Source organism: Belliella marina (assembly GCF_042682445.1).
GTDB classification, from domain to species: Bacteria; Bacteroidota; Bacteroidia; order Cytophagales; family Cyclobacteriaceae; genus Belliella; species Belliella marina.
The window spans coordinates 143,496-168,612 of sequence record NZ_JBHUHR010000001.1 but is presented as its reverse complement, the minus strand read 5'-3'; the positions used below and the strand labels follow the sequence as shown (position 1 = coordinate 168,612).

Annotated in this window: 22 protein-coding genes and 1 tRNA gene; 13 read left to right on the top strand and 10 right to left on the bottom strand. The window is 39.0% G+C overall.

All coding sequences use genetic code 11. The features are described from left to right. The first annotated feature begins 659 nt into the window (after positions 1 to 659). From ACFSKL_RS00655 to ACFSKL_RS00620, 8 genes are all read left to right on the top strand, one after another. Positions 660 to 2,402, top strand: coding sequence for a GMC oxidoreductase (locus tag ACFSKL_RS00655; protein ID WP_376882387.1), 1,743 nt, complete (start codon positions 660 to 662; stop codon positions 2,400 to 2,402). 10 nt (positions 2,403 to 2,412) lie between these two features. Next, on the top strand, positions 2,413 to 3,129 hold the full coding sequence (locus ACFSKL_RS00650) for a gluconate 2-dehydrogenase subunit 3 family protein (RefSeq protein WP_376882385.1): 717 nt from the start codon (positions 2,413 to 2,415) through the stop codon (positions 3,127 to 3,129). A 247-nt stretch (positions 3,130 to 3,376) separates the two neighbouring features. After that, complete coding sequence (locus ACFSKL_RS00645; protein ID WP_376882383.1) at positions 3,377 to 4,447, top strand: DUF6340 family protein; 1,071 nt, start codon at positions 3,377 to 3,379, stop codon at positions 4,445 to 4,447. 139 nt (positions 4,448 to 4,586) lie between these two features. Continuing rightward, entirely contained in the window at positions 4,587 to 5,774 is a 1,188-nt protein-coding gene (locus ACFSKL_RS00640) for a hypothetical protein (RefSeq protein ID WP_376882381.1), read from the top strand. Between the two features lie 14 nt (positions 5,775 to 5,788). Then, the gene (locus ACFSKL_RS00635) at positions 5,789 to 6,931 is read left to right on the top strand and encodes a hypothetical protein (protein ID WP_376882379.1); all 1,143 of its coding nucleotides are present in this window, start codon (positions 5,789 to 5,791) and stop codon (positions 6,929 to 6,931) included. A gap of 526 nt (positions 6,932 to 7,457) precedes the next feature. Beyond that, on the top strand, positions 7,458 to 8,687 hold the full coding sequence (locus tag ACFSKL_RS00630; RefSeq protein ID WP_376882377.1) for a PQQ-dependent sugar dehydrogenase: 1,230 nt from the start codon (positions 7,458 to 7,460) through the stop codon (positions 8,685 to 8,687). A gap of 223 nt (positions 8,688 to 8,910) precedes the next feature. After that, positions 8,911 to 9,465, top strand: a complete 555-nt coding sequence (locus ACFSKL_RS00625; RefSeq protein WP_376882375.1) for a hypothetical protein — start codon at positions 8,911 to 8,913, stop codon at positions 9,463 to 9,465. Continuing rightward, on the top strand, positions 9,462 to 9,884 hold the full coding sequence (locus ACFSKL_RS00620) for a hypothetical protein (RefSeq protein WP_376882373.1): 423 nt from the start codon (positions 9,462 to 9,464) through the stop codon (positions 9,882 to 9,884). Before ACFSKL_RS00625 ends, ACFSKL_RS00620 begins: the two co-directional genes overlap by 4 nt. Positions 9,885 to 10,137: 253 nt before the next feature. Here ACFSKL_RS00620 and ACFSKL_RS00615 read toward each other — a convergent pair whose 3' ends face one another. The 3 genes from ACFSKL_RS00615 to katG all read right to left on the bottom strand — a co-directional run bounded on the left by ACFSKL_RS00615 (position 10,138) and on the right by katG (position 14,518). After that, entirely contained in the window at positions 10,138 to 11,256 is a 1,119-nt protein-coding gene (locus tag ACFSKL_RS00615) for a hypothetical protein (protein ID WP_376882371.1), read from the bottom strand. A gap of 500 nt (positions 11,257 to 11,756) precedes the next feature. Then, positions 11,757 to 12,125, bottom strand: coding sequence for a BlaI/MecI/CopY family transcriptional regulator (locus ACFSKL_RS00610; RefSeq protein WP_376882369.1), 369 nt, complete (start codon positions 12,123 to 12,125; stop codon positions 11,757 to 11,759). Positions 12,126 to 12,256: 131 nt separating this feature from the next. Beyond that, complete coding sequence (gene katG, locus ACFSKL_RS00605) at positions 12,257 to 14,518, bottom strand: catalase/peroxidase HPI (protein ID WP_376882367.1); 2,262 nt, start codon at positions 14,516 to 14,518, stop codon at positions 12,257 to 12,259. Between the two features lie 311 nt (positions 14,519 to 14,829). Between katG and ACFSKL_RS00600 the strand changes: the two genes are divergently transcribed. From ACFSKL_RS00600 to ACFSKL_RS00590, 3 genes are all read left to right on the top strand, one after another. Further along, positions 14,830 to 15,081, top strand: a complete 252-nt coding sequence (locus tag ACFSKL_RS00600; RefSeq protein WP_376882365.1) for a hypothetical protein — start codon at positions 14,830 to 14,832, stop codon at positions 15,079 to 15,081. A gap of 313 nt (positions 15,082 to 15,394) precedes the next feature. Next, positions 15,395 to 15,646, top strand: a complete 252-nt coding sequence (locus ACFSKL_RS00595) for a hypothetical protein (protein ID WP_376882362.1) — start codon at positions 15,395 to 15,397, stop codon at positions 15,644 to 15,646. Then, a complete protein-coding gene (locus ACFSKL_RS00590; protein WP_376882360.1) occupies positions 15,636 to 15,827 on the top strand; it encodes a hypothetical protein in 192 nt (63 codons plus the stop codon). The genes ACFSKL_RS00595 and ACFSKL_RS00590 overlap by 11 nt, the downstream gene beginning before the upstream one ends. A 105-nt stretch (positions 15,828 to 15,932) precedes the next feature. On the opposite strand, the gene ACFSKL_RS00585 is transcribed toward ACFSKL_RS00590, so the two are convergent. Then, a tRNA-Asn gene (locus ACFSKL_RS00585) sits at positions 15,933 to 16,006 on the bottom strand. Between the two features lie 257 nt (positions 16,007 to 16,263). Between ACFSKL_RS00585 and ACFSKL_RS00580 the strand changes: the two genes are divergently transcribed. Next, complete coding sequence (locus tag ACFSKL_RS00580) at positions 16,264 to 16,908, top strand: GDSL-type esterase/lipase family protein (RefSeq protein ID WP_376882357.1); 645 nt, start codon at positions 16,264 to 16,266, stop codon at positions 16,906 to 16,908. A 323-nt stretch (positions 16,909 to 17,231) separates the two neighbouring features. Here the strand turns inward: ACFSKL_RS00580 and ACFSKL_RS00575 are convergent, their stop codons facing one another. The 4 genes from ACFSKL_RS00575 to ACFSKL_RS00560 form a co-directional block, all read right to left on the bottom strand. After that, entirely contained in the window at positions 17,232 to 17,870 is a 639-nt protein-coding gene (locus ACFSKL_RS00575) for a YiiX/YebB-like N1pC/P60 family cysteine hydrolase (RefSeq protein WP_376882355.1), read from the bottom strand. A 258-nt stretch (positions 17,871 to 18,128) separates the two neighbouring features. After that, positions 18,129 to 18,416 carry a hypothetical protein gene (locus ACFSKL_RS00570; RefSeq protein ID WP_376882353.1) on the bottom strand — a complete coding sequence of 96 codons (288 nt, stop codon included), beginning with the start codon at positions 18,414 to 18,416 and terminating at the stop codon, positions 18,129 to 18,131. Between the two features lie 47 nt (positions 18,417 to 18,463). Continuing rightward, positions 18,464 to 19,879, bottom strand: a complete 1,416-nt coding sequence (locus tag ACFSKL_RS00565; protein ID WP_376882351.1) for a serine hydrolase — start codon at positions 19,877 to 19,879, stop codon at positions 18,464 to 18,466. Positions 19,880 to 19,927: 48 nt separating this feature from the next. Then, a complete protein-coding gene (locus ACFSKL_RS00560) occupies positions 19,928 to 21,628 on the bottom strand; it encodes a helix-hairpin-helix domain-containing protein (protein WP_376882695.1) in 1,701 nt (566 codons plus the stop codon). A 202-nt stretch (positions 21,629 to 21,830) separates the two neighbouring features. Here ACFSKL_RS00560 and ACFSKL_RS00555 point away from each other — a divergent pair, with 202 nt between their 5' ends. Beyond that, positions 21,831 to 23,459 carry a transcriptional regulator gene (locus ACFSKL_RS00555; RefSeq protein ID WP_376882348.1) on the top strand — a complete coding sequence of 543 codons (1,629 nt, stop codon included), beginning with the start codon at positions 21,831 to 21,833 and terminating at the stop codon, positions 23,457 to 23,459. 23 nt (positions 23,460 to 23,482) lie between these two features. Here ACFSKL_RS00555 and ACFSKL_RS00550 read toward each other — a convergent pair whose 3' ends face one another. Together ACFSKL_RS00550 and ACFSKL_RS00545 are read right to left on the bottom strand one after the other, a co-directional pair. After that, the gene (locus ACFSKL_RS00550; protein ID WP_376882346.1) at positions 23,483 to 23,836 is read right to left on the bottom strand and encodes a hypothetical protein; all 354 of its coding nucleotides are present in this window, start codon (positions 23,834 to 23,836) and stop codon (positions 23,483 to 23,485) included. Positions 23,837 to 23,881: 45 nt separating this feature from the next. Further along, positions 23,882 to 25,099 (bottom strand): DUF4221 family protein, encoded by a 1,218-nt coding sequence (locus ACFSKL_RS00545; protein ID WP_376882343.1) that lies wholly within the window; start codon positions 25,097 to 25,099, stop codon positions 23,882 to 23,884. Between the last annotated feature and the right edge of the window lie 18 nt (positions 25,100 to 25,117).

The following is a 25,117-nucleotide window of genomic DNA, read 5'->3' as shown; positions in this document are numbered from 1 at the left end:
TTGAATTTGGTGATTGGATGATTGGTTGGGTTAGGTGGTTATAACGTTGCAAGGTTGAAATGTTGGAAGGTTGGTGGCAAATCTCTGATCTTGTGCCTCATTATAAGGGATTGGTTGAATTGGTGATTGGATGATTGGTTAGATTAGGTGGTTATAACGTTGGAAGGTTGAAATGTTGGAAGGTTGGTGGCATATCTCTGATCTTGTGCCTCATTATAAGGGATTGGTTGAATTGGTGATTGGATGATTGGTTAGATTAGGTGGTTATAACGTTGGAAGGTTGAAATGTTGGAAGGTTGGTGGCATATCTCTGATCTTGTGCCTCATTATTTGGGATTGGTTGAATTTGGTGATTGGATGATTGGTTGGGTTGGGTGGTTATAACGTTGCAAGGTTGAAATGTTGGAAGGTTGTTGGCTAATCTCTGATCTTGTGCCTCATTATTTGGGATTGGTTGAATAGGTGATTGGATGATTGGGATAAGAGATTAGGTTGGAATGTTGGAAAGCTATCAGCACCCCCTCGGCCTTATGTCTTGTATCTTATGTCTTCAATCTCACATCATGACCTCTAAACTTTATGGAATATTTTCCACAACTTCTTTTACATTTTAATAAATTTTAATAAACTTACGCGATAAATAATAAAAAATAACCCGAATGAGTATAGAAATCAAATCTTCATCCGAACCCTATGATGTGATTATAGTTGGATCTGGAGCAGGAGGTGGAATGGCCTCAAAAATTTTGTCCGAAGCAGGATTATCCGTAGCAGTCATAGAGGCTGGGGGCGATTTCGACCCTGCAAAAGATGAAGACCGCACCCAATTACGCTACCCATGGGAGTCTCCCAGGAGAGGCAATGCCACCAGAATCAGACCCTTTGGAGATTTTGATGCAGCCATTGGAGGTTGGGATATTGAAGGTGAACCCTATACAAAAGAAAAAGGTACGAGTTTCGATTGGTTCAGGTCCAGAATGGTTGGGGGAAGAACCAATCACTGGGGGAGAATATCTTTAAGATTTGGTCCAAATGATTTCAAGAGAGCAAGTATAGACGGTCTTGGACATGATTGGCCGATAGGCTATGACGACCTCAAGCCTTATTATGATAAAGTTGACAAACTGATTGGTGTTTTCGGTTCCAAAGAAGGGATTTTCAATGAACCTGATGGTTTTTTCCTACCTCCTCCAAAGCCAAGACTCCATGAACTTTTTATGATGAAAGGGGCAAAAAAAGCCAGTATACCTGTCATCCCTTCCCGACTTTCGGTACTTACCAAACCTATCAACAATGACAGGGGCGTTTGTTTTTTCTGTAGGCAATGCAACAGAGCCTGTCAAGCATACGCAGATTTCTCATCAGGCACCTGCTTGGTTCACCCAGCGATGAAAAAAGGCAAAGTTGATCTGTTCACCAACTCAATGGTCAGAAAAGTAACCACTGATGATTCGGGCAAAGCAAACGGCGTATCTTTCATCAGTAAGATGGATATGAAAGAATACAAGCTCAAAGCAAGAGTGGTCGTACTGGGTGCATCTGCCTGCGAATCTGCACGTATTATGCTTAACTCCAAATCCAAATCACATCCAAACGGCATTGGCAATAGCAGCGGAATGGTAGGGAGATACCTCCATGATTCAACAGGGGCAGATAGGATGGGGATATTGCCAGATTTGATTGACAGGGAAAGATACAACGAAGATGGTGTAGGTGGCATGCATGTCTACACACCATGGTGGCTGGACAACAAGAAGTTGGACTTTGCAAGAGGATACCATATAGAGTATTGGGGTGGAATGGGAATGCCATCGTATGGCGTAGGCTTCTCCATGGATACAATGCGCAAGTTCGTCAAAGATGAGTTTGGAAACCCAAGCCCGAATGGAGGTTATGGGGAAGGATTGAAAAAAGACATCAGAAGGATTCAGGGTTCTACCTTGGGTATGTCGGGAAGAGGGGAAAGCATCCCTATGTACAGCAACTATTGTGAGATTGACCCCAATGTTGTAGACAAATATGGAATCCCAGTACTAAAATTCAATTACCAATGGTCAGACCACGAAATCAAGCAAGCCAAACACATGCATGATACATTTGAAGAGATCCTGACCAATGCCGGCGCTGTATTGATGGGCGAAAAACCTGGACCAGAATCCAAATATGGATTGGCAACACCTGGCAGGATCATCCATGAGGTAGGAACTACAAGAATGGGCAACAATCCAGATACTTCTGTATTGAACAGTAACTGCCAAGCGCATGATTGCAACAACCTGTTTGTGGTAGATGCCGGTCCTTTTGTCTCCCAAGCAGACAAAAACCCAACTTGGACAATCCTAGCACTCAGCTGGAGAACTTCAGATTTCATCGTTTCAGAATTGAAAAAGAAAAACATTTAACCCTCAACCCATGAACAGAAGAGAAAACTTAAAGCTGCTTTTTACAGGAACACTGGCATCTGGATTCTTATTGACAAACTGTGCACCTGAGGACAAAAAAATAGATTACACACCGAGAATAGAAGGTGGCACAGTAGGCGGAAGGACTGAAGAAGAAAAGCTTATTGACCAGAAATTGTTGTCTGAAACTTTTTTTACGGAAGAAGAAAGAAAGAAACTGGATGTGTTGGTGGATATAATCATGCCTGCAGATGCAGATTCACCAAGTGCAACTGAAGTTGGGGTAGTGGATTTTATCGAGTTTATGATGAAAGACTACCCTGCCTACCAAACCCCCATGCAAGGCGGTTTGATGTGGTTGGACCTTGTAAGCGAAGACAGTTATGGCAAAGTCTTTTTGGCTCTCAACGAGACCGAAAGGATTGCAATCATCGATCAAATCGCATGGCCTGACAAAGCCAAACCCGAAATGGTGGGTGGAGTCAAATTCTTCAACATGCTTAGAAACTTGACTTCCACAGGGTATTTCACAACTGAAGCAGGATTCAAGTATTTGGGCTATATAGGAAACACCCCCAATGTTTGGGATGGAGTTCCTGCAGAAGTCATGAAAAAACATGGCTTTGAGTTGCCCGAACAATACCTCGAAGCCTACCTCAAGCCTGAAGAGAGAGGTGAACTGGCCCAATGGGATGATGCCGGGAATATCATAAGGGCCAATTCCTAAAAATATATTATGATTACCCGCAATGATACCAGTAGGTAAATTAAACGCTTAGAATTATGCGGATAATCGACAACTACGCCACGGCGCACGAGTGTCAACGGTTGACAGTCAACTTGCCCTGGAAACAATATGGATACATTATTTTAAATGGCTACTGGTAAGAAAGCGGATATACATAAAATATATTTTACAAAAAAGCCTCTGCAATGCAGAGGCTTTTTTAATTTTGGGAAACCTAGTCGCTCTTATGGATAATTTCAAATTCACCAAAAGCTTATTGAGTACATTTCTCTTGGTTCTGATCTTGGCAACATCTTGCACAAAGAACATCACTATGAGCAGATTGATGCCGGCAGAAATCAGTGTCCCCACCTATGTACAAAGGCTCCTCATAGTAGATAGGACGGCCCCCCAAAGTGAGGGATTTTCAATTATTGAGGGTATTCTTACAGGAGAAGCCCCATTTGAAGTGAAAAATGCAATCGAATCCACCATTGCAACAGTACAGCAAGAGCTGAACACCTCGCCAAGATTTGAAGTAATCAGGGCAAGGGAAAGACTCAAAGGCGGACTTTTTGCACAAACCTTCCCCACCCCTCTGACATGGAGACAAATCGAGGAATTGTGTGAGGCCTACAATGCAGATGCGGTACTTTCATTGGAAAAATTCAGTTCAGACTTTATCATCACCGAAAAAAAACAGCTGATCAAAAAGACAGAAGGGGAAGGACGAAATACCAGACAGGTGGAAGTCCAAGGGATTTATGCGGAAGGAATTGCTTCTGTGAAAGTTGGGTTCAGGCTCTATGACCCCCAAAACCGCAATATTACAGACCAACAAGATTTCGAAAAAACGAATCTTTGGTCAGCAGAGGCGGAGACAAAAACACAGGCGCTTGCACTGATGATAGATAAAGTAAAGGCAACCCAATACGTCGGTCAATTGGCTGGGGCAAGTTACGCAAGAAGGATTGCTCCTATGTACCTGAACATCAACAGAAACCTATTCCAAAAACCAAAAGACAATCTCGCACTAGCCATGGGTACTAGAATGGCAGAAGTCAATGAATGGGAAGATGCAATCGATACTTGGGAAGCAGGGTTGAATGACACAAATGACCCAAAAACTGCAGCAAGAATATGTTACAATATCGCAGTGGGATATGAAGTACTTGGAGATCTAGAAGCTGCCAAAAGCTGGGCTGGAAGAGCCTATACTGCATATGGTTTCAAACAGGGAAGGGCATACGCACAGGAATTGAGTACCCGGATAATGCAAGAAGAAAGATTAAGGCAACAACTGGAAAAAGAATATTGATTTCAATAATTGGCTTGGTTCTTTTATTTTTTTAACTAAATTTATTTTTTCCTGATCTATCACATTATTTGAGACTCATAAGGTTCAGTCACTTTTTGTTTTTGAGGTGATTGCCATTCAATCTTGCTCCAAACCAATTATGAATAAGCATACATTTAAATCTGTTTCTCTATCTTTTTTGACTGGTATCTTCGGGATTTTGACTTTTCAATCTTGTGGAGAGAAGAAAACAGAAGAGACTTCAATCCAGTCTGCTGCATCTTTTGAATTTGAGATTCAAGATTCATTGATGGTTGATTACTTGGGATCAATGAGTTGGTCCGATATCAGTAAAGATGGAAAGCACATTCTTGCTTATGATTATCAAAAAAAAGAAACCTTGATTTTTTCTACAGATGGAGAAGTCCTGGGGACTTTCAACAAATCTGAAGATCAGCCTGACGCCATTGGTGGAAGTCCTCTTTCGAGACCACAATTTAGAAACAATCAAGAATGGGCGATCTTGGGGAAAAGTGGTCTTTTTTCATTTGATTTAAATGGTCAACTTTTGAATACTGCCAAACCGGAATTTCCAGTCACAATGTCCCTATTAATTTCGAATGCTGATATTCTACATTTTGTAAATAAAAATGAAGCTCTTGTTTATTTTTTAGGTAGAGATGGGGAAGGATCTTTTTATATAAACCCTTCTTCCACTCAATTGGAAAGAGCCAATTTAGAAAACGGAAAATTCTCACCAACCTTTCCTATGCCCGCAAGTTCCAAATTTGGAGATATTGAGAAAGTAAACAATGTTGTTACTGCCACACCAGCTTTAAGAATAGCCGAGAACAAATTATACCTATCATTCAAAAATGAACCAAAGCTATGGGTTTATGACATAAACGACCTTGACAATCCACTTGAAGAAATCGATATCCAATTTGATCAATTCGTTGAAAAGGACCCTATCGATGCTAAAACATTTGACAAGGACAATATCAATATCAACGCTAAAGACTTTTCTTATGGAAGCATCAATAGAATATTTATTCACGAAGGAATGATAATCCTCTACTACAACTCAGGTGTTACAACCAAGCAATACGATGACATCATGGAAGGATTAGACAACCCATCAGAGGGTTTCAATAAAATTTTTCAAGCTAACAAAGCACATTATGCGATACTCTCCAAAAACGGACAACTCATACCATTGGAGATCCCCGGTAGAATGCAAAACATTGAATTCATCGATAGCGAAGGTAACTTTTGGCTCAGCTACAATGGCGAAGAAGAATTGGATTACGAATTGATATTCAAAGCAAAACTAAAGGCTAAAAAATAAAAATCCCAATTTATTTGTTAATTGGCATTTTGCTGGTTCACTATTCTTGCAACAACAAAACAGAAGAAATCTATGATGGGAATTTCGGTTATGAACTGGAAATTGTGGATTCATTGATGATAGATTTTTTGGGAAGTCTTGAACTAATAAGTGTAGATGCTGATAATGATTTGTTTCTGTTTGACGGTGGCGGGGATAAAAGCCACCTTTTGACAGTAGACAGATCAGGGAACATAATCTCAGAATTCAACAAACCGAAGGATGCCCCTGATGCATTTGGCCAATTTGTATTGGGTGGTACATTTGTAGACGACAAAATTGCGATTCTCGGGAGATCTCTGTTCAATATTTATGATAAAGAACTTAAACTGGAAAAAAGCTTCAAAAAAACTTACCCTCATAGGGGAATGATTTATTCAAGCTTTGACCATTTGCAAGTGGGCACGAAAAATGACACAACCGTCCTTTTGACTTTTACCGGAGGGCCGCAGACAGAAGCCTCTCCAAATTCCAAAAACTATTATCAAAATTATAATACTTTGGATTTGATTGATTCCCAAAAAGAGTCTTTTGAACCGATCATTCCGTTCCACCCAAATAGTAGGTATGCCAAAGGTGAAGAAGCTTACAACTTCATCAAGCCACTTTTTCAGGTAAAAAACAACATTATATCCTTTGTACATCAAAATGATTTTTACTTCTACCAATTTGATCTAGACAATCATGCAACAACATTTCATGCAGAAAAAATACCATTTGACAAGTTTCTTTTGAACAAGGGCTTTGCGATTGGAGGTCAAGAAGATTATAACACCCCAAAAGATCTGGAAGGAGATATAACACAGTTTTTCCAAATTGGAGACAAGCATTTGATCGGGTATAAGTCTGGATTGAAATTGGAAGAAATGCCAGGACCAGAGTTTTCGGATGAAGAAAGATGGAACAAGATTATGAAACTAAACCAACAGAAATATCTTGTGAGGGAATCAAATGGAAAATATAGTCAGCCAACTATTGCTTCTAATTTATACCGAATTTCGAGGGCCGATTCCAAAGGCAGAATATGGGCACATCAAAACACCAATGCACTTGATTATGAACCGGATTTGGTGACTTTGTACGAATTGAAATTAGTCAAAAAGGAGCTTGAAAATTAATACAAATCCACTATCTCTTAAAATGAATGATCATCCATAAAATCGGGAAAATTGCCTTTTTCAATTTCAAAATAGGGAATCATTCTGGGGTTGTCCAATTTGATGGATTGGTTTGTAGGGGCACAGACCAAGGTATTTAAGCTTATCCCCCAAAGTTTTTTTTGTATGAAATTGATTTCCAAGACCATAAAACAAATGCTGTTTAGATGCCCCCGTTTTAGCAGTGCTTATCTAATAATTTTGTGGGGTTGATTTTTCCTATTAACCTGAGTTCGATTGTTCTCATCATTTAAAACCGTTCCTGCCTGCCGGCAGGCAGGTTGACAAAGTGAGAATAGTCGAACTCAGGTTATCACCTCAATTATATTCTAAACAATTCAATTTTTTATACGTAAAATACTATTACCAAAACAATTAAACCCTTTTGGATAAATCATCAATCTCATTGAGTCTGAAGTGAATGTTGGTTTTTTCATTCACTTCCACGCGGACACCCAATTATTTACCACCACTAAACCAACTAAAAATGAATTACAACTCAGATTGTCGAAACTTAAAATTACTGCTACTCTGTGTGTTTTTTGGCATCGGTTTACCAGTCTTTGCCCAAGTCAAATCTGTAGAAAAAGTCGTCGAAAGCCAGGTACAGACTGAAAAAGCAAAAGTCAAAATCACAAAAATAGTAGAAGGATTAGAGCATCCTTGGGCAGTTTCATGGCTTCCAGACGGAAAAATGCTCATCACAGAAAGACCTGGCAAACTATATTTAGTCGATGGGAAGCATATCACCGAACTATCGGGATTACCCAAAATAGACTCGGACGAAGATCAGCTGACAGCTCCACAAGGCGGAAACCAAGGAGGTCTATTGGATGTGGTCGTCCATCCTGAATATGCCCAAAATGGGTGGGTCTATTTCACCTACTCTAGTCCGGGTGATGATGATTCTGTTACTGATGGCTCAGAATACGGAACAGGAACTGCTCTGGCAAGGGCAAAAATAGACCTGAACAACAATAGACTGACGGATCTGGAAACTCTCTATGCCCAGGTTCCAAGAACAAACCCGGGAAGACACTATGGCTCCAGGATTGTATTTCCCGGAGATGGCACTGTCATGTTTTCGATAGGTGATCGTGGGTTGAGATGGAACTCACAAGATTTGACTGATCCCGCCGGTTCGATCATTAGAATCAAGGAAGATGGAGGTATCCCGGAAGGAAACCCATTAACCGGTTTGGCTCCGGGCAATTTGAGGCCAGAAATATATTCTTTTGGCCATAGAAACAACCAAGGAATGGCATTGGATCCAAATACCTGTGAACTTTGGGCAACAGAACATGGCCCAAACGGAGGTGATCTTTTGCATCTAGTTGAAAAAGGCAATAATTATGGATGGCCGCAAGTCACTTTCGGGACAGAATACGATACAGATGAAAAAATTGGACTTGGAAAGAAAGCTCCCGGAGTAACAGCTCCAAAACATATTTGGGAAGAAAACATGGCTCCTTCTGGATTGGCATTCTTCAAAGATGGCTCCATCCCTGAATGGAACAGCGACCTTTTTGCAGGATCACTACTCAAAGAAGAAGTCTATAGAATAGAAATTGAGAATGGTGAGATCAAATCAGTCGAAGCGCTTTTTACAAAAAAACTTGGAAGAATCCGTGATGTCAGACAAGGTCCTGATGGACACTTGTATTTACTGACAGACGAAAGCGACGGTGGTCTTTACAAAGTGGAAGAAATCAAATAATCCGATTGATCAATCATCGTATTTCGATTCCGTTAAGTTTAAAAATGAGACCTGCCAGGTTTTATCTTAACTACATTGAATCACAATTTCTAAAACAGGTTTCCCCATTTCTTTTCCCTCCAAATGAATCCCCAAACTATCTGTTGATTCATAGCAGACCTGCTGATTCAAAGTGAAAAACTTTGGTGAAACCTGTTTTTATATAGTAGCTTTGTAGACTTCTATGATGAAGTCCAGAACTACCGCATTTTACAGCATCATCCTCCTGATCTTCTCCATACAATGTTTTTTTATGGGAATGATCGTCTATGAGCAAGCTCAAAAACTAGAAGCGTGGATTTTTGTAGTCTTGTTTGTTTTATTGATAGCAGCTTCCTTCCAAGCTTACCCAAAAGATTACCAAATAGATTTCTCCAAATGGTGGGATTGTACATTTATTTATCTTGGAGCACTGGGAACTTATGGATTACAGCTGGCAGGATTAGATGCCGTACTCTCAGCCGCATGTATAGGTGTGGCAGGAGCATTGATCCCCAAACTCCAAAAATCAAACCCAACCCTAAAACTCCTTCCCGCTCCAATTTATTGCGGTTCATTTATTGGGATGACGAACTTCACCAGCGATCCTATATTCATACTGATTGCCGCCACATTCACTTGTCTTTTGTACTTTTTGAGTAAACCTATCCTTGTGGGAATAGGAGGCAAACTTGGCACACTCGCCTTTATTGGAGTGGTTCTTACTTACAGTGTTTATTTTGGTTTGAATTTCCTATGATCCTTTTATTGCTCACTATTTCTGTTGGTACGCTCTCCGCATTTGCGACATACTTGCTCCACACAAGGTATTCTCAAAACCCCGTATTGATTTCATCCGCTTTGACTTTTATTGTCGCAGGATTGTATCAACTATTCGCCGACGATTTCCCAGCTATTTTCCATCATGTCCCCTACCTGTGCATTGGTGGGACATTTATAGGGATGAGTTCTCGAAAAAAAATCAAACAAGCAAAATACATCTTACTTGCAGGCTTGATTTTTAGTTTGATTTATCTCCGATCAAGTGCATTTTTTGAAGGGTTTGGTGGAGCTTTGGGGACTTCTGCATGTATTTCGGTGCTTTCTGTCATCAGTTTTCGCCAATTTTTCAAAAGGACTAGGTATTTTGCAAGAAGGAAATTAAAAAGGGATATGTGAGATAAAAGACAAAGACGACAGTATTTAGGAAGAATCTATCCTTAGAAACAGAAAAAAGGATTTGGGAAAATTTAGCTAAAGCCAAATGATCCAAATCCTATCTTTTGAATAGGCTAAAGTAGCATCCCTATTCATTGGTTTTCCTCAAAATCAGTTTTTGCCACAGATAAATGTGCGTGAAAAATATCCACGAATATCAATTGTATATAAATCTTTCCTATAGACAAAATAACAGTTACCCAAAACCTGACCTTCAACCTTGATCCCTCAAAGTAATTGTCCCTTTCTTGGGTTTGGAAAAATCTGATTCCTCACCAAATGTTTTCTCAAATCCTTCTTCAGTATAGATGCTAACTTGATGCTCTTGTGGGAATTTTACACTTCGTGCATTTAAATGGACATAGCTTTTTAAATAATACACGATGTGAATCCGGTATATTTTCTTTAACTGCTCCGCTGGAGTATATTTTCCATCAACCCACACTGCATATTTTTCTGGGTTTTGCCAATCCGAAAACAAAGCTGCCGAAGGAGTTTTTTTCTCAGGAATTGTAGGAGGTGGCATCAGCCTCGCTTTTTGATCTTCTGAAAGCTCTTCAAAAGTTTTGGTTGATTCTGTACCATCTTTTCTTACAACTTTAAACGTAACGTCCTTGTAAAATGTAGCCTTATCGATATCTTGAATTGGGTTCGTTACCTCTCCACTTTTCCCCAAAATATTGACTTCAATATGATGTACACCTTTTTCGAGCAATAGCTTTTGCATATCTGAGATCTCTCCCATTGGAGTTCCATTATCTACATTCAGATTGATCGTTGATAGATCATTTGCCATCCTAATCCTATCCAATACATCATTAACTTCAGCTTGTCGATAGGTCTTTTCATCAATTACGATTTTTCCATCAGGTTTTATATAGATTTCCAGATCACTCACTTGTCTCTCCTCTACTTCTGAGTTGAAACTTATAGTTCTACTTTGTTGAGTTTGGTTTTGTGCTGGCACTTTTTCACTAAAGAAGTAAATCATCACTCCAAAAATCGGAATTAGAGCTACAATTTTTATCAATTTTGTGCTCAAGGTTGTTTTGCGCTTCATCATATTCATTCTTTTTTTGGTTAAGGAAAATTTCAAACTACTAATCAAAGTCAGACCTTGATCGGGAAAGATCATCGATAAAAGGACATTTTTATAGTCATCGATCGGTACGATTTGCAATACTGCTTGATCTGCCAAAAATTCATGATTGAGTTTGATCGCATTCTTTGCCCAATAGAGCCCTGGATGAAACCAAAGAAAAACAAATAGCAATTCGACAAAAATATTATCCAAACTATGACACCCCCTAACATGGGCAACTTCATGTTTCAAAATTGGGTCTGAAAATCTCCCGTTTTCAAAATCAGACCTGAAAACAAATATATATTTCGAAAAAGAATATGGAAGACATTCCTCTTCCAATAAAACAAGTGTTTCTCCTTTGTAATTAATTACTTTATTTTTACTGACATTCTTGAAAATCAGCAAAAGACTTCGTACAAATCGAAAAAAAAGAAGACCTGAGATAGAAAAATAAATCGCATAGATCAAAACTTGCCAGTCAAATGCAAGTCTAGACGACGATGTTGAAAGATCTTGCTGAGACAAATCTCCATTTGTAATCACAGAAGAATACACTGGCTGATTCCCACTATTAATTAACCCCTCAACTTCTGCTGTCTCAATTGTGAAAAATGGGATCAGAAAGGAAAAACATATCGAGAAAATGAGAAAATATCTATTGAAATGATACATTGACTCTTTCTGTAAAAAGAATCTGTGAATCAATAGAAGAATCAACAAACAAAGCCCAGAATTTAGAATATAGGTTATCATTTTTTCTTGTTTAGTTGATCATCAATACTTGCCTTAATCTGCCTCAATTCCTCTTCACTAAACTTTGATTTTTGGGTAAAAAATGATGCAAACTGAGCAGGAGAGTCATTGAAAAAATTCTTGATCAGATTATTTACATGCTTCGTGAAATACGACTCTTTGGACTCCAAAGGGAAATATTGTCGCGAGCTTCCAAACACTTTGTAGCCAACATAATTCTTATCCTGCATTCTTTTCAAAAGCGTGGATAAGGTTGTCGATGCGGGCTTAGGCTCTGGGTAGGCATCCAAAAGATCTTTCATAAATGCCTTTTTGAGGCTCCACAAATGATTCATTAATTCTTCTTCGGCTGGAGATAATTTCATAATCTACAAATTGATATTTACATCTACAAATGTAGACAAATAACTTAAATCTACAAGTGTAGATTGAAAATAAAAATTAAAAAGCCAGTTTTCATTGAAAAACTGGCTTTTTAAATACTTAATTAGATTAGTTACTTTTTGTAAACCAAATCAAACCTATCCAAATTCATCACTTTGTTCCAAGCTGCAGCGAAGTCTTTTACAAATTTTTCCTTGTAATCCTCTTGCGCATACACTTCCGCCAAAGCTCTCAATTCTGAATTGGAACCGAAAATCAAATCAGCTCTTGTAGCTGTATATTTCAATGCTCCAGTTTTTCTATCCCGTCCCTCAAATACTTCTTTTGTATCATCAGTAGCTTTCCATTCGGTAGCCATATCTAGAAGATTTACGAAGAAATCATTTGTCAACACATCTTTCTTTTCAGTGAAAACCCCATGCTTGGATCCATCAAAATTAGCATGTAAAGAGCGCATCCCTCCTACCAAAACAGTCATCTCAGGTGCTGTCAAAGTCAAAAGCTGGGCCTTATCTACCAACAATTCTTCGGTGGCTATTGTATATTGCGTTTTTAGATAATTTCTAAAACCATCCGCCATAGGCTCTAGCAATCCAAAAGATTCTATATCTGTTTGCTCAGCAGATGCATCCATTCTCCCAGGTGTAAAAGGAATCTCAAGATTATAGCCAGCATTTTTAGCTGCCTTCTCAACTCCTGCATTACCAGCAAGCACAATCAAATCTGCCAAAGAAACTTTTTTATCACCTGATTTTGCATTGAAGTCAGACTGGATTCTCTCTAAAGCAGTCAATACTTTTTCCAATTGGGATGGATTGTTCACTTCCCAATTTCTCATAGGCTCCAAGCGAATTCTAGCACCGTTGGCACCACCTCTTCTATCCGAATTCCTATAAGTAGATGCTGAAGCCCATGCTGTGGATACCATTTCAGAGATCGACAGACCACTATTCAAAATCTGGTTTTTCAAATTAGAAATATCACTTAAGTTCACCAAAGAATGGTTTACTGCGGGTATTGGATCTTGCCAAATCAGATCTTCAGTAGGTGCCTCAGGCCCCAAATAAGTTGTATTTGGTCCCATGTCTCTATGTGTCAATTTAAACCATGCACGAGCAAAAGCATCGTTGAAAGCGTCCTGATCATCCAAAAATCTTCTAGAGATCTCTTCATAGATTGGATCATATCTCAATGACAAATCTGTTGTCAACATATAGGGAGGCTGTTTCTTCTCTGCATCAAAGGCATCTGGGATGATATTCCCGGCATCTTTTGCTACCCACTGATGTGCTCCTGCAGGACTTTTGGTCAATTCCCAATCGTACTTGAACAAAAAAGTCAGATAATCATGGCTCCATTGTGCCGGTGTAGAAGTCCAAGTTACTTCAAGTCCGGATGTGATGGCATCAGCACCTTTCCCTGATTTATAAGAGCTTTTCCAACCAAACCCTTGTTCCTCTATCGGAGCAGACTCAGGATCTGCCCCAACATGCTCCGCTGGCCCTGCTCCATGGGCTTTACCCAAAGTATGCCCACCAGCTACCAATGCTACTGTCTCTTCGTCATTCATCCCCATTCTCCCAAAAGTCTCCCTGATGTCTTTTGCTGCCAACAACGGATCTGGATTTCCGTTTGGTCCCTCTGGATTGACATAAATCAAGCCCATCTGTACTGCTGCCAAAGGATTTTCCAGTTCACGATCCCCTGAATAACGCTTGCTATCATCCAGCCAAATTTTTTCCTTTCCCCAGTAAACATCCAATTCCGGCTCATACACATCTTCTCTCCCGCCAGCAAAACCAAAGGTTTCAAAACCCATTGACTCCAAGGCTACATTGCCGGTCAACACCATCAAATCAGCCCATGAAATCTTATTGCCATATTTTTGTTTGATCGGCCAAAGCAACCTCCTAGCTTTATCCAAATTCCCATTATCAGGCCAACTGTTCAATGGCGCAAAACGCTGCTGCCCTGAACGGGAACCCCCTCTACCGTCTCCTGATCTGTAAGTCCCCGCACTGTGCCAAGCCATTCTAATAAACAACCCACCATAATGCCCAAAATCTGCAGGCCACCAATCTTGTGAATCTGTCATCAGCACCCTCAAGTCCGCTTTCAAAGCTTCATAGTCCAAGCTATTGAACTCCTCTATATAATTAAAGTCTTTTCCTTGGGGATTTGACAACTCGGAGTTTTGTCTCAAAATAGACAAATTGAGTTGATTTGGCCACCATTCAGTATTTTGGGTGACTTTAGCTGCACTCGGACTTTTCTTGGTCGCCCCAGACCATCCGTCCACTGCCGTATTCTCTTGGGCCACTGCCGTCAAGACAGAACTGACCAACATCGCGAATATTAGAATTACTTTTCTCATATAATTTTTAGATTGATTTATCGGGTGATTGAATTTCTGGAAACAAAAGTACCCCCTTCTGTCTTGTGTTGGAAATCGTTATTTTCTATCGATAATTGACAAAACAAATGACCGAACAAAATAAAAATTGGAAGTTGTAGTAAACCAGGAAGATAAAAGTGATTCAGTCTATTTATCTGGATTGCCATTTTCATCAAATCAATGAAACTTGCTACCTGACCTTGTTTTCTTTGGTCTTTATGGAAAAGAGTGCTTGATTTTGCCACCTCACCAACTAGCCTTATCTTTGAGAATCACATAAAAAACTATGCATGTTTGACGGGTCGGATTATCCAAAATCACTAGATGAATCGCTTTTTGATGAATGGCTGGAAAAAGGCAGGGAAAGTAAAATCCCCTATACTTACCTGATGGTCATTTGGGACGAACTTGACAACATCTACTCTCCAGTCTATGCAGAAGAAAGGAGTGAATTATACCGATTTGCACGGTATGGCCAAGCCCCTGACCACCAACTCTTGGTGGCAGCATATGATTTGTATTCCGAGACTAGGGTGATTTGAATTATTACAAAGCTTCATTTTTTAAAACAACCTAAATTGCAAAAGGTCCTGCATTTCTGCAAGGCTTGAGCTCTCTCCAACAATGATAGTTACAACTGAAACAGGGCCTATTGGGTTTTAAAAGAATTATTTAATAAATGAGAACATCCTTCAATCTTTCCCAGAGCAAGATTGAAAGAATTGATGAAACAACATTAGCTTAAAACATAAAGTAAAATGATGATTGAGCAGTAAAGTGTACATTTGTAGTGGATGAAGAAACTTTACATTATAGCAGGTTACCTGTTTATTTTTTTGGTTAGATTCTGATGACTTGGCTGTTTCGAGAGTAGCAAGACGTGTAAAAGAAGGAGGGCATCACATTCCTGAAAACGTAATTAGGAGAAGATATAAAAGTGGACTGGAGAGTTTCTTCAGATTATTCTTAACCAAAGTGGATAACTGGCTATTTGTAAATAATTCTGGAGACACTTATGAAGTAGTGGCAGAAGGAGTTGTTAATGATGTTACAATTAATAATAATGAATTGTGGGAGGTTTTAAAACAAAGATATTATGGAGACTAAGGAACAATTAAAAGAAGAAAGGGACAAAATAATTAAGGGACTTGAAGAAGCATACCGAAAGCTGATTGAGTTTAAAAAAGCAAAGAACAGTCCATTGGTTGTCGTAAGGAATGGTAAAATTGTGGAGATTGACCCAAATGATGTACCTCCCACTATTTCATATAAGCGAAATCAAGGGTGATTCATTAGAGTGAATTTTAAAAAAACTTGCAGTCGGGAAGACCTCCTGTAAATAAAATAAAGGGACATAAAACACAAAAAGCCTCAGATTTCTCTGAGGCTTTTGCTCCCCCTCTAGGGCTTGAACCTAGGACCCCATGATTAACAGTCATGTGCTCTAACCAACTGAGCTAAGGAGGAATTTTATTTGTTTTGCTAACGCTTTCCGTTAACGTGATGCAAACATAACAGGATGTTTGATTTTTTCCAAACACTAACATCAAAAAAAATCACCTTCTCAGCCCTCAATCATTTTTGAACCTATTAATCAGACACTTATTTTTTCAGGATAAAAAAGAATATTTTTACAATAATTGCATATTTGTATTTACAAAAGTTTCATCATCAACATTACTAAAAATTCTTTATCTTTCACCTTCAATAAATTCCCAATACCTATGAAAACCAGATTCCTCTTATTGGCAATAGCCTTTTTTTCCCTAAGCCCTGTATTTGCCCAAAACCAGATTAAAGTAGCCTGTGTAGGCAACAGTATCACACAAGGACCGGGGAGAGACCATCAAGATAGCTACCCGCTTCAGTTGCAGGAAATAATTGGAGAAGACTATTTGGTCAAAAATTTTGGCGTGAGCGGAAGAACACTTTTAAAAAAAGGTGATCACCCATATTGGAACGAACCGCAATTCGAAGAGGTAAAAAAGTTCTCGCCTGACATTCTTATCATGAAACTGGGTACCAATGATTCTAAACCACAAAACTGGAAGCATAAAAAGGATTTCAAACAGGATTACCTTGACTTGATAGCCACTTTCAAATCAACTATGCCGGAAGATGGACAAGTTTACATCTGCATCCCAGTCCCTGTTGCCAAGGACAATTGGGGGATCAATGAAAAAGTAATGGTTGAGGAAATCAGGCCCATCTTACTTGAAATCGCCCAAATCTCAGGAGCTAAACTTATCGACCTGCACCAACCTCTAAGTAACTTACCCAAGCTTCTCCCTGATGGCGTACACCCCAATACAGAAGGATTGGGAATCATGGCACAGACCATCGCAACCGAAATCACTTCCTCTCGCTAAGATTGCTGAGGGGCAGAGAACTCTAAGGATAATTTTAATCTCATGTCCTGATTTTACTTGACACTTTTTTTATATTTACCACCTCATTTTATAGTCAAGTCATATCGACCGAGAGGGAGATATCTCCCTCTCGGTCGATATGACTTTCTCGTATTAAACATACTCAGAGAGGGAAAATGAGACATCTTCCCGCAATTTTCTGCGGGACTGGCTCTTCAGGGTTATATTGTTCTTGTATCTTTTTTCTCGTCTCTCGCTTCTAGTCTCTCGCTTCTCATTTCACAGATTCCCCAAATCTAAAATCTACTCTCTCAAATCTAAAATTAGAGCTCAATCATCTCCAAGACAGGTTCCAAAGACATCCCTCCTGGATTCAATCCCGGCTTTCCTTCTGGAATTTCCACACCCAATTTTTCAAAATATTTTTCCCAAATGGGAAAAATCTCTCCTGTATCCGGATCATTGTAAGTCATTGGCCATGGGGTAAAAAAGTCTTCTCCCCCATTTGCCGCCTTAAAGGAAAAATGGATTAATTCAGAGCAATAGAAAGCATCATTTTCAAAATCAAAAACTGAATCATAAGGCTTCCCCAAGTGCTTTTGCGCTTCTTCTATAGCTGGTGATATCAAATGCCTGTATTCAGCTTTCAACCTTCCGATCATCACTTTTGGCTTTCCATCTTCATCCACATGCTTATCCAAAAAGCTTTGGAGTGGCGTTTTGCTCACTCCTTTTCCAATCGCTTCCAATACAAACCAATCGCCGTCTTCCTTCATCAGCAATCCATTGTGAGAAAAGTCCCTTCCCTCATATCCTTGGGTTACTTTTCTGATAGCATCACAAAAGTCTCCACAATTCCCATCCTGAAAAAGAATATCCCCTTCCTGAAATTGAAATTCTGTAGAACAGGAAAAGCTGATTATAGCTAGGAAATATAGTACTAGAGAAAACTTTAATCTCATTTGAATAAATATTTAGAATTTGACAACCAAAGAGAAATAAAACAATGTATGAAGTACAAATAATGCTATCTGTTCACTTTCGCACTTCACTTAATATAATCTTAAAATTTTTCAATCTTTCAATCTTCCAATTTAACTATCAGTTGAAAATAGTAGCATCGGCCACGGCGGACGAGATTTATAAGGTACAAAGAATTCTATTTACCCACTCTCGTGCGTCAGCTAACTTTCTAACCTTCCAACCTTGAAATCCTTCTTTCAAATAACCAAAAAGAAAAACAACAAAGAAACACCCAACACCAAAATCATCTTCTTTGATTTATCCTTCACCGCTTCTGTAATTTTTCTTTTGCGAAGCACCAATACGGCGATGCTCAATCCAAAAAACTGTAAGGCTATCCCGACACCATTCAATGGCCCCATAGGTGCTTCCAACACTTGATAATATGTATTTGCCAATGCCAAAAGACATAAAACTATCCCTGTAGCTCCAAACAAAAACGATCTTTGCAATAGCAATCCCTCGTCCTTTTCCATCCAATTCATAAGTCATTTTTTAATAAATAATACAACCAAAACAACCTGGTCATAATTCAATTTGTCCCAAAACTTTTCAAAAGCCCAAAAGCTAGATTGTCTATATTTTGTTTATTGGCATTGAATGCAGAAACATTTGAAAGTACAATAACCGCATTTTCTTTTTCCACATCCATCACAAGTGAGGAAGAATAGCCTCCAGTGCCACCATTATGCCAATACACTTCTGTTTGGGCATCCAGCTTCATCAAATGCCAACCTAACCCCAACTTCATTTGTTCACTGGCTGTAAAGGTAGGTATCCGAGATCTTTTCAGCTCTCTATTATTTGGATCAAATTGTGCCAGCACAAAATTTGACATTTCATTAGTTGTCGAAAGTATCCCTCCTAAACCTGCCAACACGTCAAACTCCCAATTTTGAGTTTCATTTCCAGACGCATCCAATCCTTTGACCATTTCTTTATCATCAAAATCATTGATAATTGTAGATTTTGTCATTTTATATTTATCAAATATTTTCTCTTCCAAGAGCTGTTGGTATGTCTTGCCATACTTCCTTCCCAATGAATAACCCAACAAGCCCATTCCCAAATTGGAGTATTCATACACGCCCCCAGGAGTACTGGTAAGCCTTAATTCACTTTTCAAATATACTTCTATTTCCTCCTGACCATAATTTTTATATGGATTTTGCGGATCAAAATTAGAGGAGTTCAGATTAGGCGGCAATCTTGGCAATCCAGAAGTATGGTTTGCCAAGCTGCCGAATGTGATTTCTATTGAATCCCTGAAGAAAAAAGGAAAAATAGGATTGATTTTATCATCAATTTCCACATCACCCTTTTCCAATGCCTCTGCCAACAATGTCGCTGTGAAAACCTTAGTGATTGAGCCTATTTCAAATATTTTATCTTCATTGACAACGTTTTTCACAGAGTCATTTTCAATCAGCACCCCAAAGAATTGTGTCTTTCCTTTCTTTATCAAGGCAATGGACAGTTGCGTATTGTTCGGAAATTCTTTACTGTAATTGAATATCAGATCAAGGTCTTTTCTTGGCAATCCAATCAATGCATTCGAAACCTGCTTTTCTTGGGTTATATTCTTTTCTTGAAAGGGCTGAACCAAAAAACCATTGATCTCTTTCTTTTCATTAAGAGAAATATTTATCAACAAAACTCCCTTTTCGAAGCTGCTTTTGTAGGAGGCATAAGATCCATTTTGAAATTGGACAAACTCCGTATTATTTATATTTCCAAATTGTGATTTCAAGCCAGAAAGGAATGCTATCGATTTTTCAAGTGGTAGCGCATCCTTCATTTCCACAGAAAACAAGTCGAAGATTTCAGCAAATTCCCCTGCATTGTAGTTTCCGACAAAGCCTGCTGCCACCTCATCATGTTTTTCATTCTGGGCGATTGCAAACGGCGATATCAATACTATTAGAAATAGTGCAAGTATTCTCTTCATTTTATTTTAGATTAGAATGAGCTCCTGATTTGAAATCAAAAGGTTTTCTCAACGAGTTGTCTTCCTTTTGGCAAAATGCTTTTCAATCTCCTCAAGATTCATTGCATTGAAAGTCATATCAGCGGTCAGGCCTCCTTTTCTCCCAACCAAAACCCCATACCGCATATCTGAATAACCCTCCATGGCATGCGCATCAGGGTTGATGGAAAGCATGACTCCCTGCTCCAGAGCGTAATGAACCCAGCGCCAATCCAAGTCCAACCTCCAAGGATTTGCATTAATCTCTATGACAACACCCTTTGCCGCACAGGCATCGATGACCACTTTATGATCTATAGGATACCCTTCACGCCTCAGCAAAAGTCTGCCTGTTGGATGTCCCAGAATCGTGGTAAATGGATTTTCGATCGCCTTGAGCAAGCGTGCTGTGGCTTTTTTTCTATCCATACTCAATCCTGAATGGATCGATGAAACGATGAAATCAAAACTAGCCAATACATCCTCGGGATAATCCAAGCTGCCATCTGTCAAAATATCACTTTCTATCCCCTTGAAAATTTTGAATGGAGCCAATTCTTTATTCAATTCATCTATTTCCCTTTGCTGTTTTTGGACTTTTTCGATATCCAATCCGCCAGCATAACTTGCGGTGCGGCTATGGTCGGAAATCCCCAAATATTCATACCCCAAAGACTTGCAATACTCTGCCATCTGCCGCAAAGTATGCTTTCCATCACTGTAGGTAGAGTGATTATGTAATATCCCTTTCAAATCCTTCTCTTCCAACAAGGACTTTCCTTCATCTTTTGCCCAGTCAAATTCAAAAAAACCTTCCCTCAACTCCTCAGGAATCCATCGGAAACCTGCTTTTGTGTACACTTCCTCTTCTGTCGTGAATTCCCCAGAATTGAGGATATCGATAAATGGGGCATTCCCTTCCATAGGATATAGCAAATGTGCTTTACTTCCTGTACGGATAACTTTTTCTTTTATAAAACCAGCACTATCTGTAAAATGGATAATCACCCGCAACTCTGGATCAATCATCTTCCCTCTCCATTTGAAGGGACTGCTGCTTCTCAAGTCTTGCTCCAATACAGAAATTGATGCAATCGCCTTGAGCGTTTCCTCTCTATCTTCTACAGCAAAAAGCCATTCCACTTCTGTGATAATCTCCGATTTCCTAGCAAAGCCACCAACTATCGCATGGGACAAAACACCATCTACATCCCCAAATCTCTTATCCAAAGAAAGCACAGATTCTTCTATATCAGCATACAGCCATTTCCCTTCATTGGAAGCTTTAAATTCCAATGCCTGAACAATACTCTCTTGGGTCTTTTCCCCAAAACCTTTGATCTTTGCTACCTGTCCGGCCTGACAGGCCTCAAGAAGCTCATGTGTGGAAGTGATATTCATTTCCTCCCAAAGCACCTTTACTTTTTTAGGACCCAACCCCTTCACTTCCAAAACCTCCAAAATCCCCTTGGGAGTCTTATCCAGCAATTCCTCCAGATAAGCATGGGTTTCTGTCGTGTCCAAATGAAATATCACTTCAGCAATACTTTTGCCTATTCCGGGGATTTTCTGGAGTTCTTCAAAGCTTTTCCCCTCTATAAAAACATCCTCACCCCTTTCCAAAGTATTGACAGCAGTTTGATAGCTTCGGATTTTGAATGTATTCTCGTCATGAAGCTCCATTAATTTAATGATGAGCTTAAGTTTCTTGATAATGCTTTTCTGATCCAATGTTTTCTGGGCTTGATTCACGATATAGACAAATGTCCTAATTAATTGTTTTAAAATAAAATCATAACGCTTAACTTAAGCAAATGATAGCAATAAAACCAAAAATCACACATTAGGATTGGCAATAGCCTGTCCTGCTTATTTCGGGCTTAACTTATACACAACGTTTAGGAGGCCACCTGGTAATCAATGGATTCAACCTATGAAATATCTACTTTCATTCTGCTTCTTCACCATCATCTATTCCAGTCTATTGGGACAAGTTGATTTCACCAATAGGCTGGAGTTTGAAGCCGAGTACGGCACCAACAATTACATGACCACTTTCTGTGAAGGTGGCATCCTTGGTTTTAGGACTGTCCGGGAAAAAAGTTTTGGTCCCAAACTGAATCTCGAAATCTTTAAAGCTGACTATGAATTGAATCTTGGTCCATTCAAAAAAATGGGGATAAGGGATAGCCACGAATTGGTAGGCTATGATTTTGACAATGAAAATTTTTATGTCTTGTTCCAAAAAGGGAGTTCTACGGAAGGAAAAGACCGCTACATCTTAGAAATCAACCTTGAAAACAATTTTTCCAAAGAATACAACCTAGACAACCTATTGGAAATGGACCTCAAGGAGTTTTATGTTATGGACCAAAAAGTGATCTTTATGGGGATCTCCGAATCCTTACCGGTAGTGCAACTTTTTGATTTGGAAACCAGCAATGTATTTACAGCTGAGGGGATTTATTCAAAAAACACAGAAATACTGCAATTGAGGAAAGACCACCAACTAGGCATAGTAGACGTACTGATCAGCAAGAGAAATCAATACAAAATGAAAGAAGTGTCGGTTTTGACATTCGATACGCAAGGCAACAAACTCAGGGAAGTCAATATCAATCAACTCGATAATCCAAAGCTTGAGATAATCGAAGGGATCCTCACCCCTTTTCAAGATTATTCCCAATCCCTGATCGGGACATTTGGAAAGCAAAAGCAAGAAGCGTATCAAGGGATATATCTTGTTGAAATCAACGAATTCGGTGAGCCTACAAAGAAATACTACACACTGGAAGATTTCCCCAATTTCTACAATTACCTCCCGGAAAAAGCACGGGAAAGAAGACTCTCTTCACTCGAAAAATCTCTCTCGAAAGGAAACACACCTGATATCAGGCCTGCTTTTTCGACACGGGAAGTCATCACCCTCGGCAATGGATATCTTATTTACAGCGATTTGTTCACCGCCAACAACCCAAGATACTATCCCAGAGATGGAATGTATGCCAATAGCTTTTACAGGTTAAGCCCTTTAAACCCTATTTATAACAACATGATGTACGGAGATCCATATTTTGGTTATCGAGGGCTACCCTACAATGGCGGTATGAACAACCACAGAGAAGGTGAATATAAATTCCACGCTGCACATTTGCTATTCTTGGATAAGGATGGGAATATTATCTGGGACAATTCCCTAAAGCTATCAGGAAAATCTACCAGTAACCCCAGTAAATTTGGTGAAATGAGTTTGATGGGCAACAAACTTCATTTCATGTACCTGGATGAACAAAAATTAGCCTTGAGTTACCTTTATAATGGCGAGGTGATTTTTGAAAATGAGCTCTTTGAAATCGGCTTGACAAATGAAAATGAAAGGATCAGGGAAACCGATAAAAACAGCTTGATGCTACAATGGTGGTATGAAAACAATTACTTGCTCGCAGGAAAGCAAACAGTCCGCTTCCAAGACGACCAAGGGAAGCCACAGAACAAGGACGTATTCTTTTTCACAAAAGTCGCTGTTGATGGGGAATTGCTGCAATTGGAAGAAAACAATTAAGCCTACATGCTCAACAATCTCCACTAAAAAACCACACCCTTATTCTCCATGATACCATTTTTGGTGGAAACAAAGTAATTCATCCCCGAAGGAATCGTTAATTTCGCTCTTGACTTGCCATCCAAACTGTCGTAATAAACCTCGGTTTCACCACTATTGAACTTCAATTTGGCTTCGCCCAATTTTTTGATATCAACAATGATTATGTTAATATCTTCAGACAATTCTCCATTCGCCAAATCATGTGCGATCATATTGCTACAACCTTTACATCCACTATCAGAAACAAAGATAAAATCCCTTTCATGATACCCTTCCCCTGTCACTTCAATGATAAATCCCAGAAGCTTCCTGTCATATTTTCTGCTTTCGTCCATAGTACATGAACCAATAATACAAATGACAAAAAAATAAACTTCATGCTACATTTTCTCATGAACTTTGAAGTTTTTGAAATACAGAACATCCTCATTATTCAAGTCAACATAAGGTATGTACAGACCATTTTTGTTCGCAAAGCACATATCATAATAGACGCCATCTTCCGGTTGCTTTATATCAAACTCAGCCACTTTTTTGTAATCCTTATCCAAAACAATAATGCATAGATCCCTCGGGTTGGCCATGGGATCTATAAAATCGCTTTTATAAAGATCATATTCTTTCCCTCTTGGATACTTAGCTATTCTGTAAAAAAAACCGTTCTCCACATCATGGTATATCCCCCCATGTACCGGCATATTCATATAATATTCCATCTCTTGTTCCCGAGTAGGGTCTGGATTAACATAATGGGATATATCTTTCAACTTTTTAGAGGACGCATAATAACTAGATTTGAATTTATAAGAATTATCATAAACTTGAATATCAGTAGAAGCGCCAAAAGAAAGAATAAAATCACCATTGACTTTGTTGACCCTAGAATAAAAATAAGCCATTGTGCTTGTCCATGTTTTCCCCTTCATACTTTCAGGAAAAGTCCCAAACTTAGAATATATTTCTCGATCTAAGCTTATGGCTCTCAGCAAACCCTCTACATTAGCTTTATGTTTATAGGGACTCATGAATGGTAAAATTTGACCAGCTACATTAAATTCGTTAACATAAAAGTCTCTTTTCATATCAAATATCATAACCCCCAACTCATTTGAAGTAGTTGTATAGGTCTTAGGATCCCAGTCTGCATCCTCTGGCATTAAATCAATAGTTTTAAGGATATTCATTTCTTGATTTACCAAAAGCAATTTGAACAACAATCCTTGACTCAAAAAAATAGAATCGGAGTTATGGATATAAAAACAATCTACGCTCCTAATTGCCTCTGGACCAGAAGTTGGGATTTTGATCTCCTCAAATAGCTCCCCTGAAGCCAAATCATATATCTTTATTGCCGCCCTGTTTTTGACATGTACGGCATAGGCTTCCCTGCCTTTATAATCTTTGATGTATTGGGTATATTGCTCTGCCGGGCTGGTTTGGTTGTCTAATTGTACCGAAATAAACTGCCCTTCTTTGACTTCAAACCGCTGATCACCATCTGTAGAACCCGAACAGCCAAGAATTAAGAATGGAATATAAAATAAAGACAGCACCCTGATACAAAAACTTCTCAGATGAATAGTAGTATTTATAGACATTATATTGAAAAGAAGATG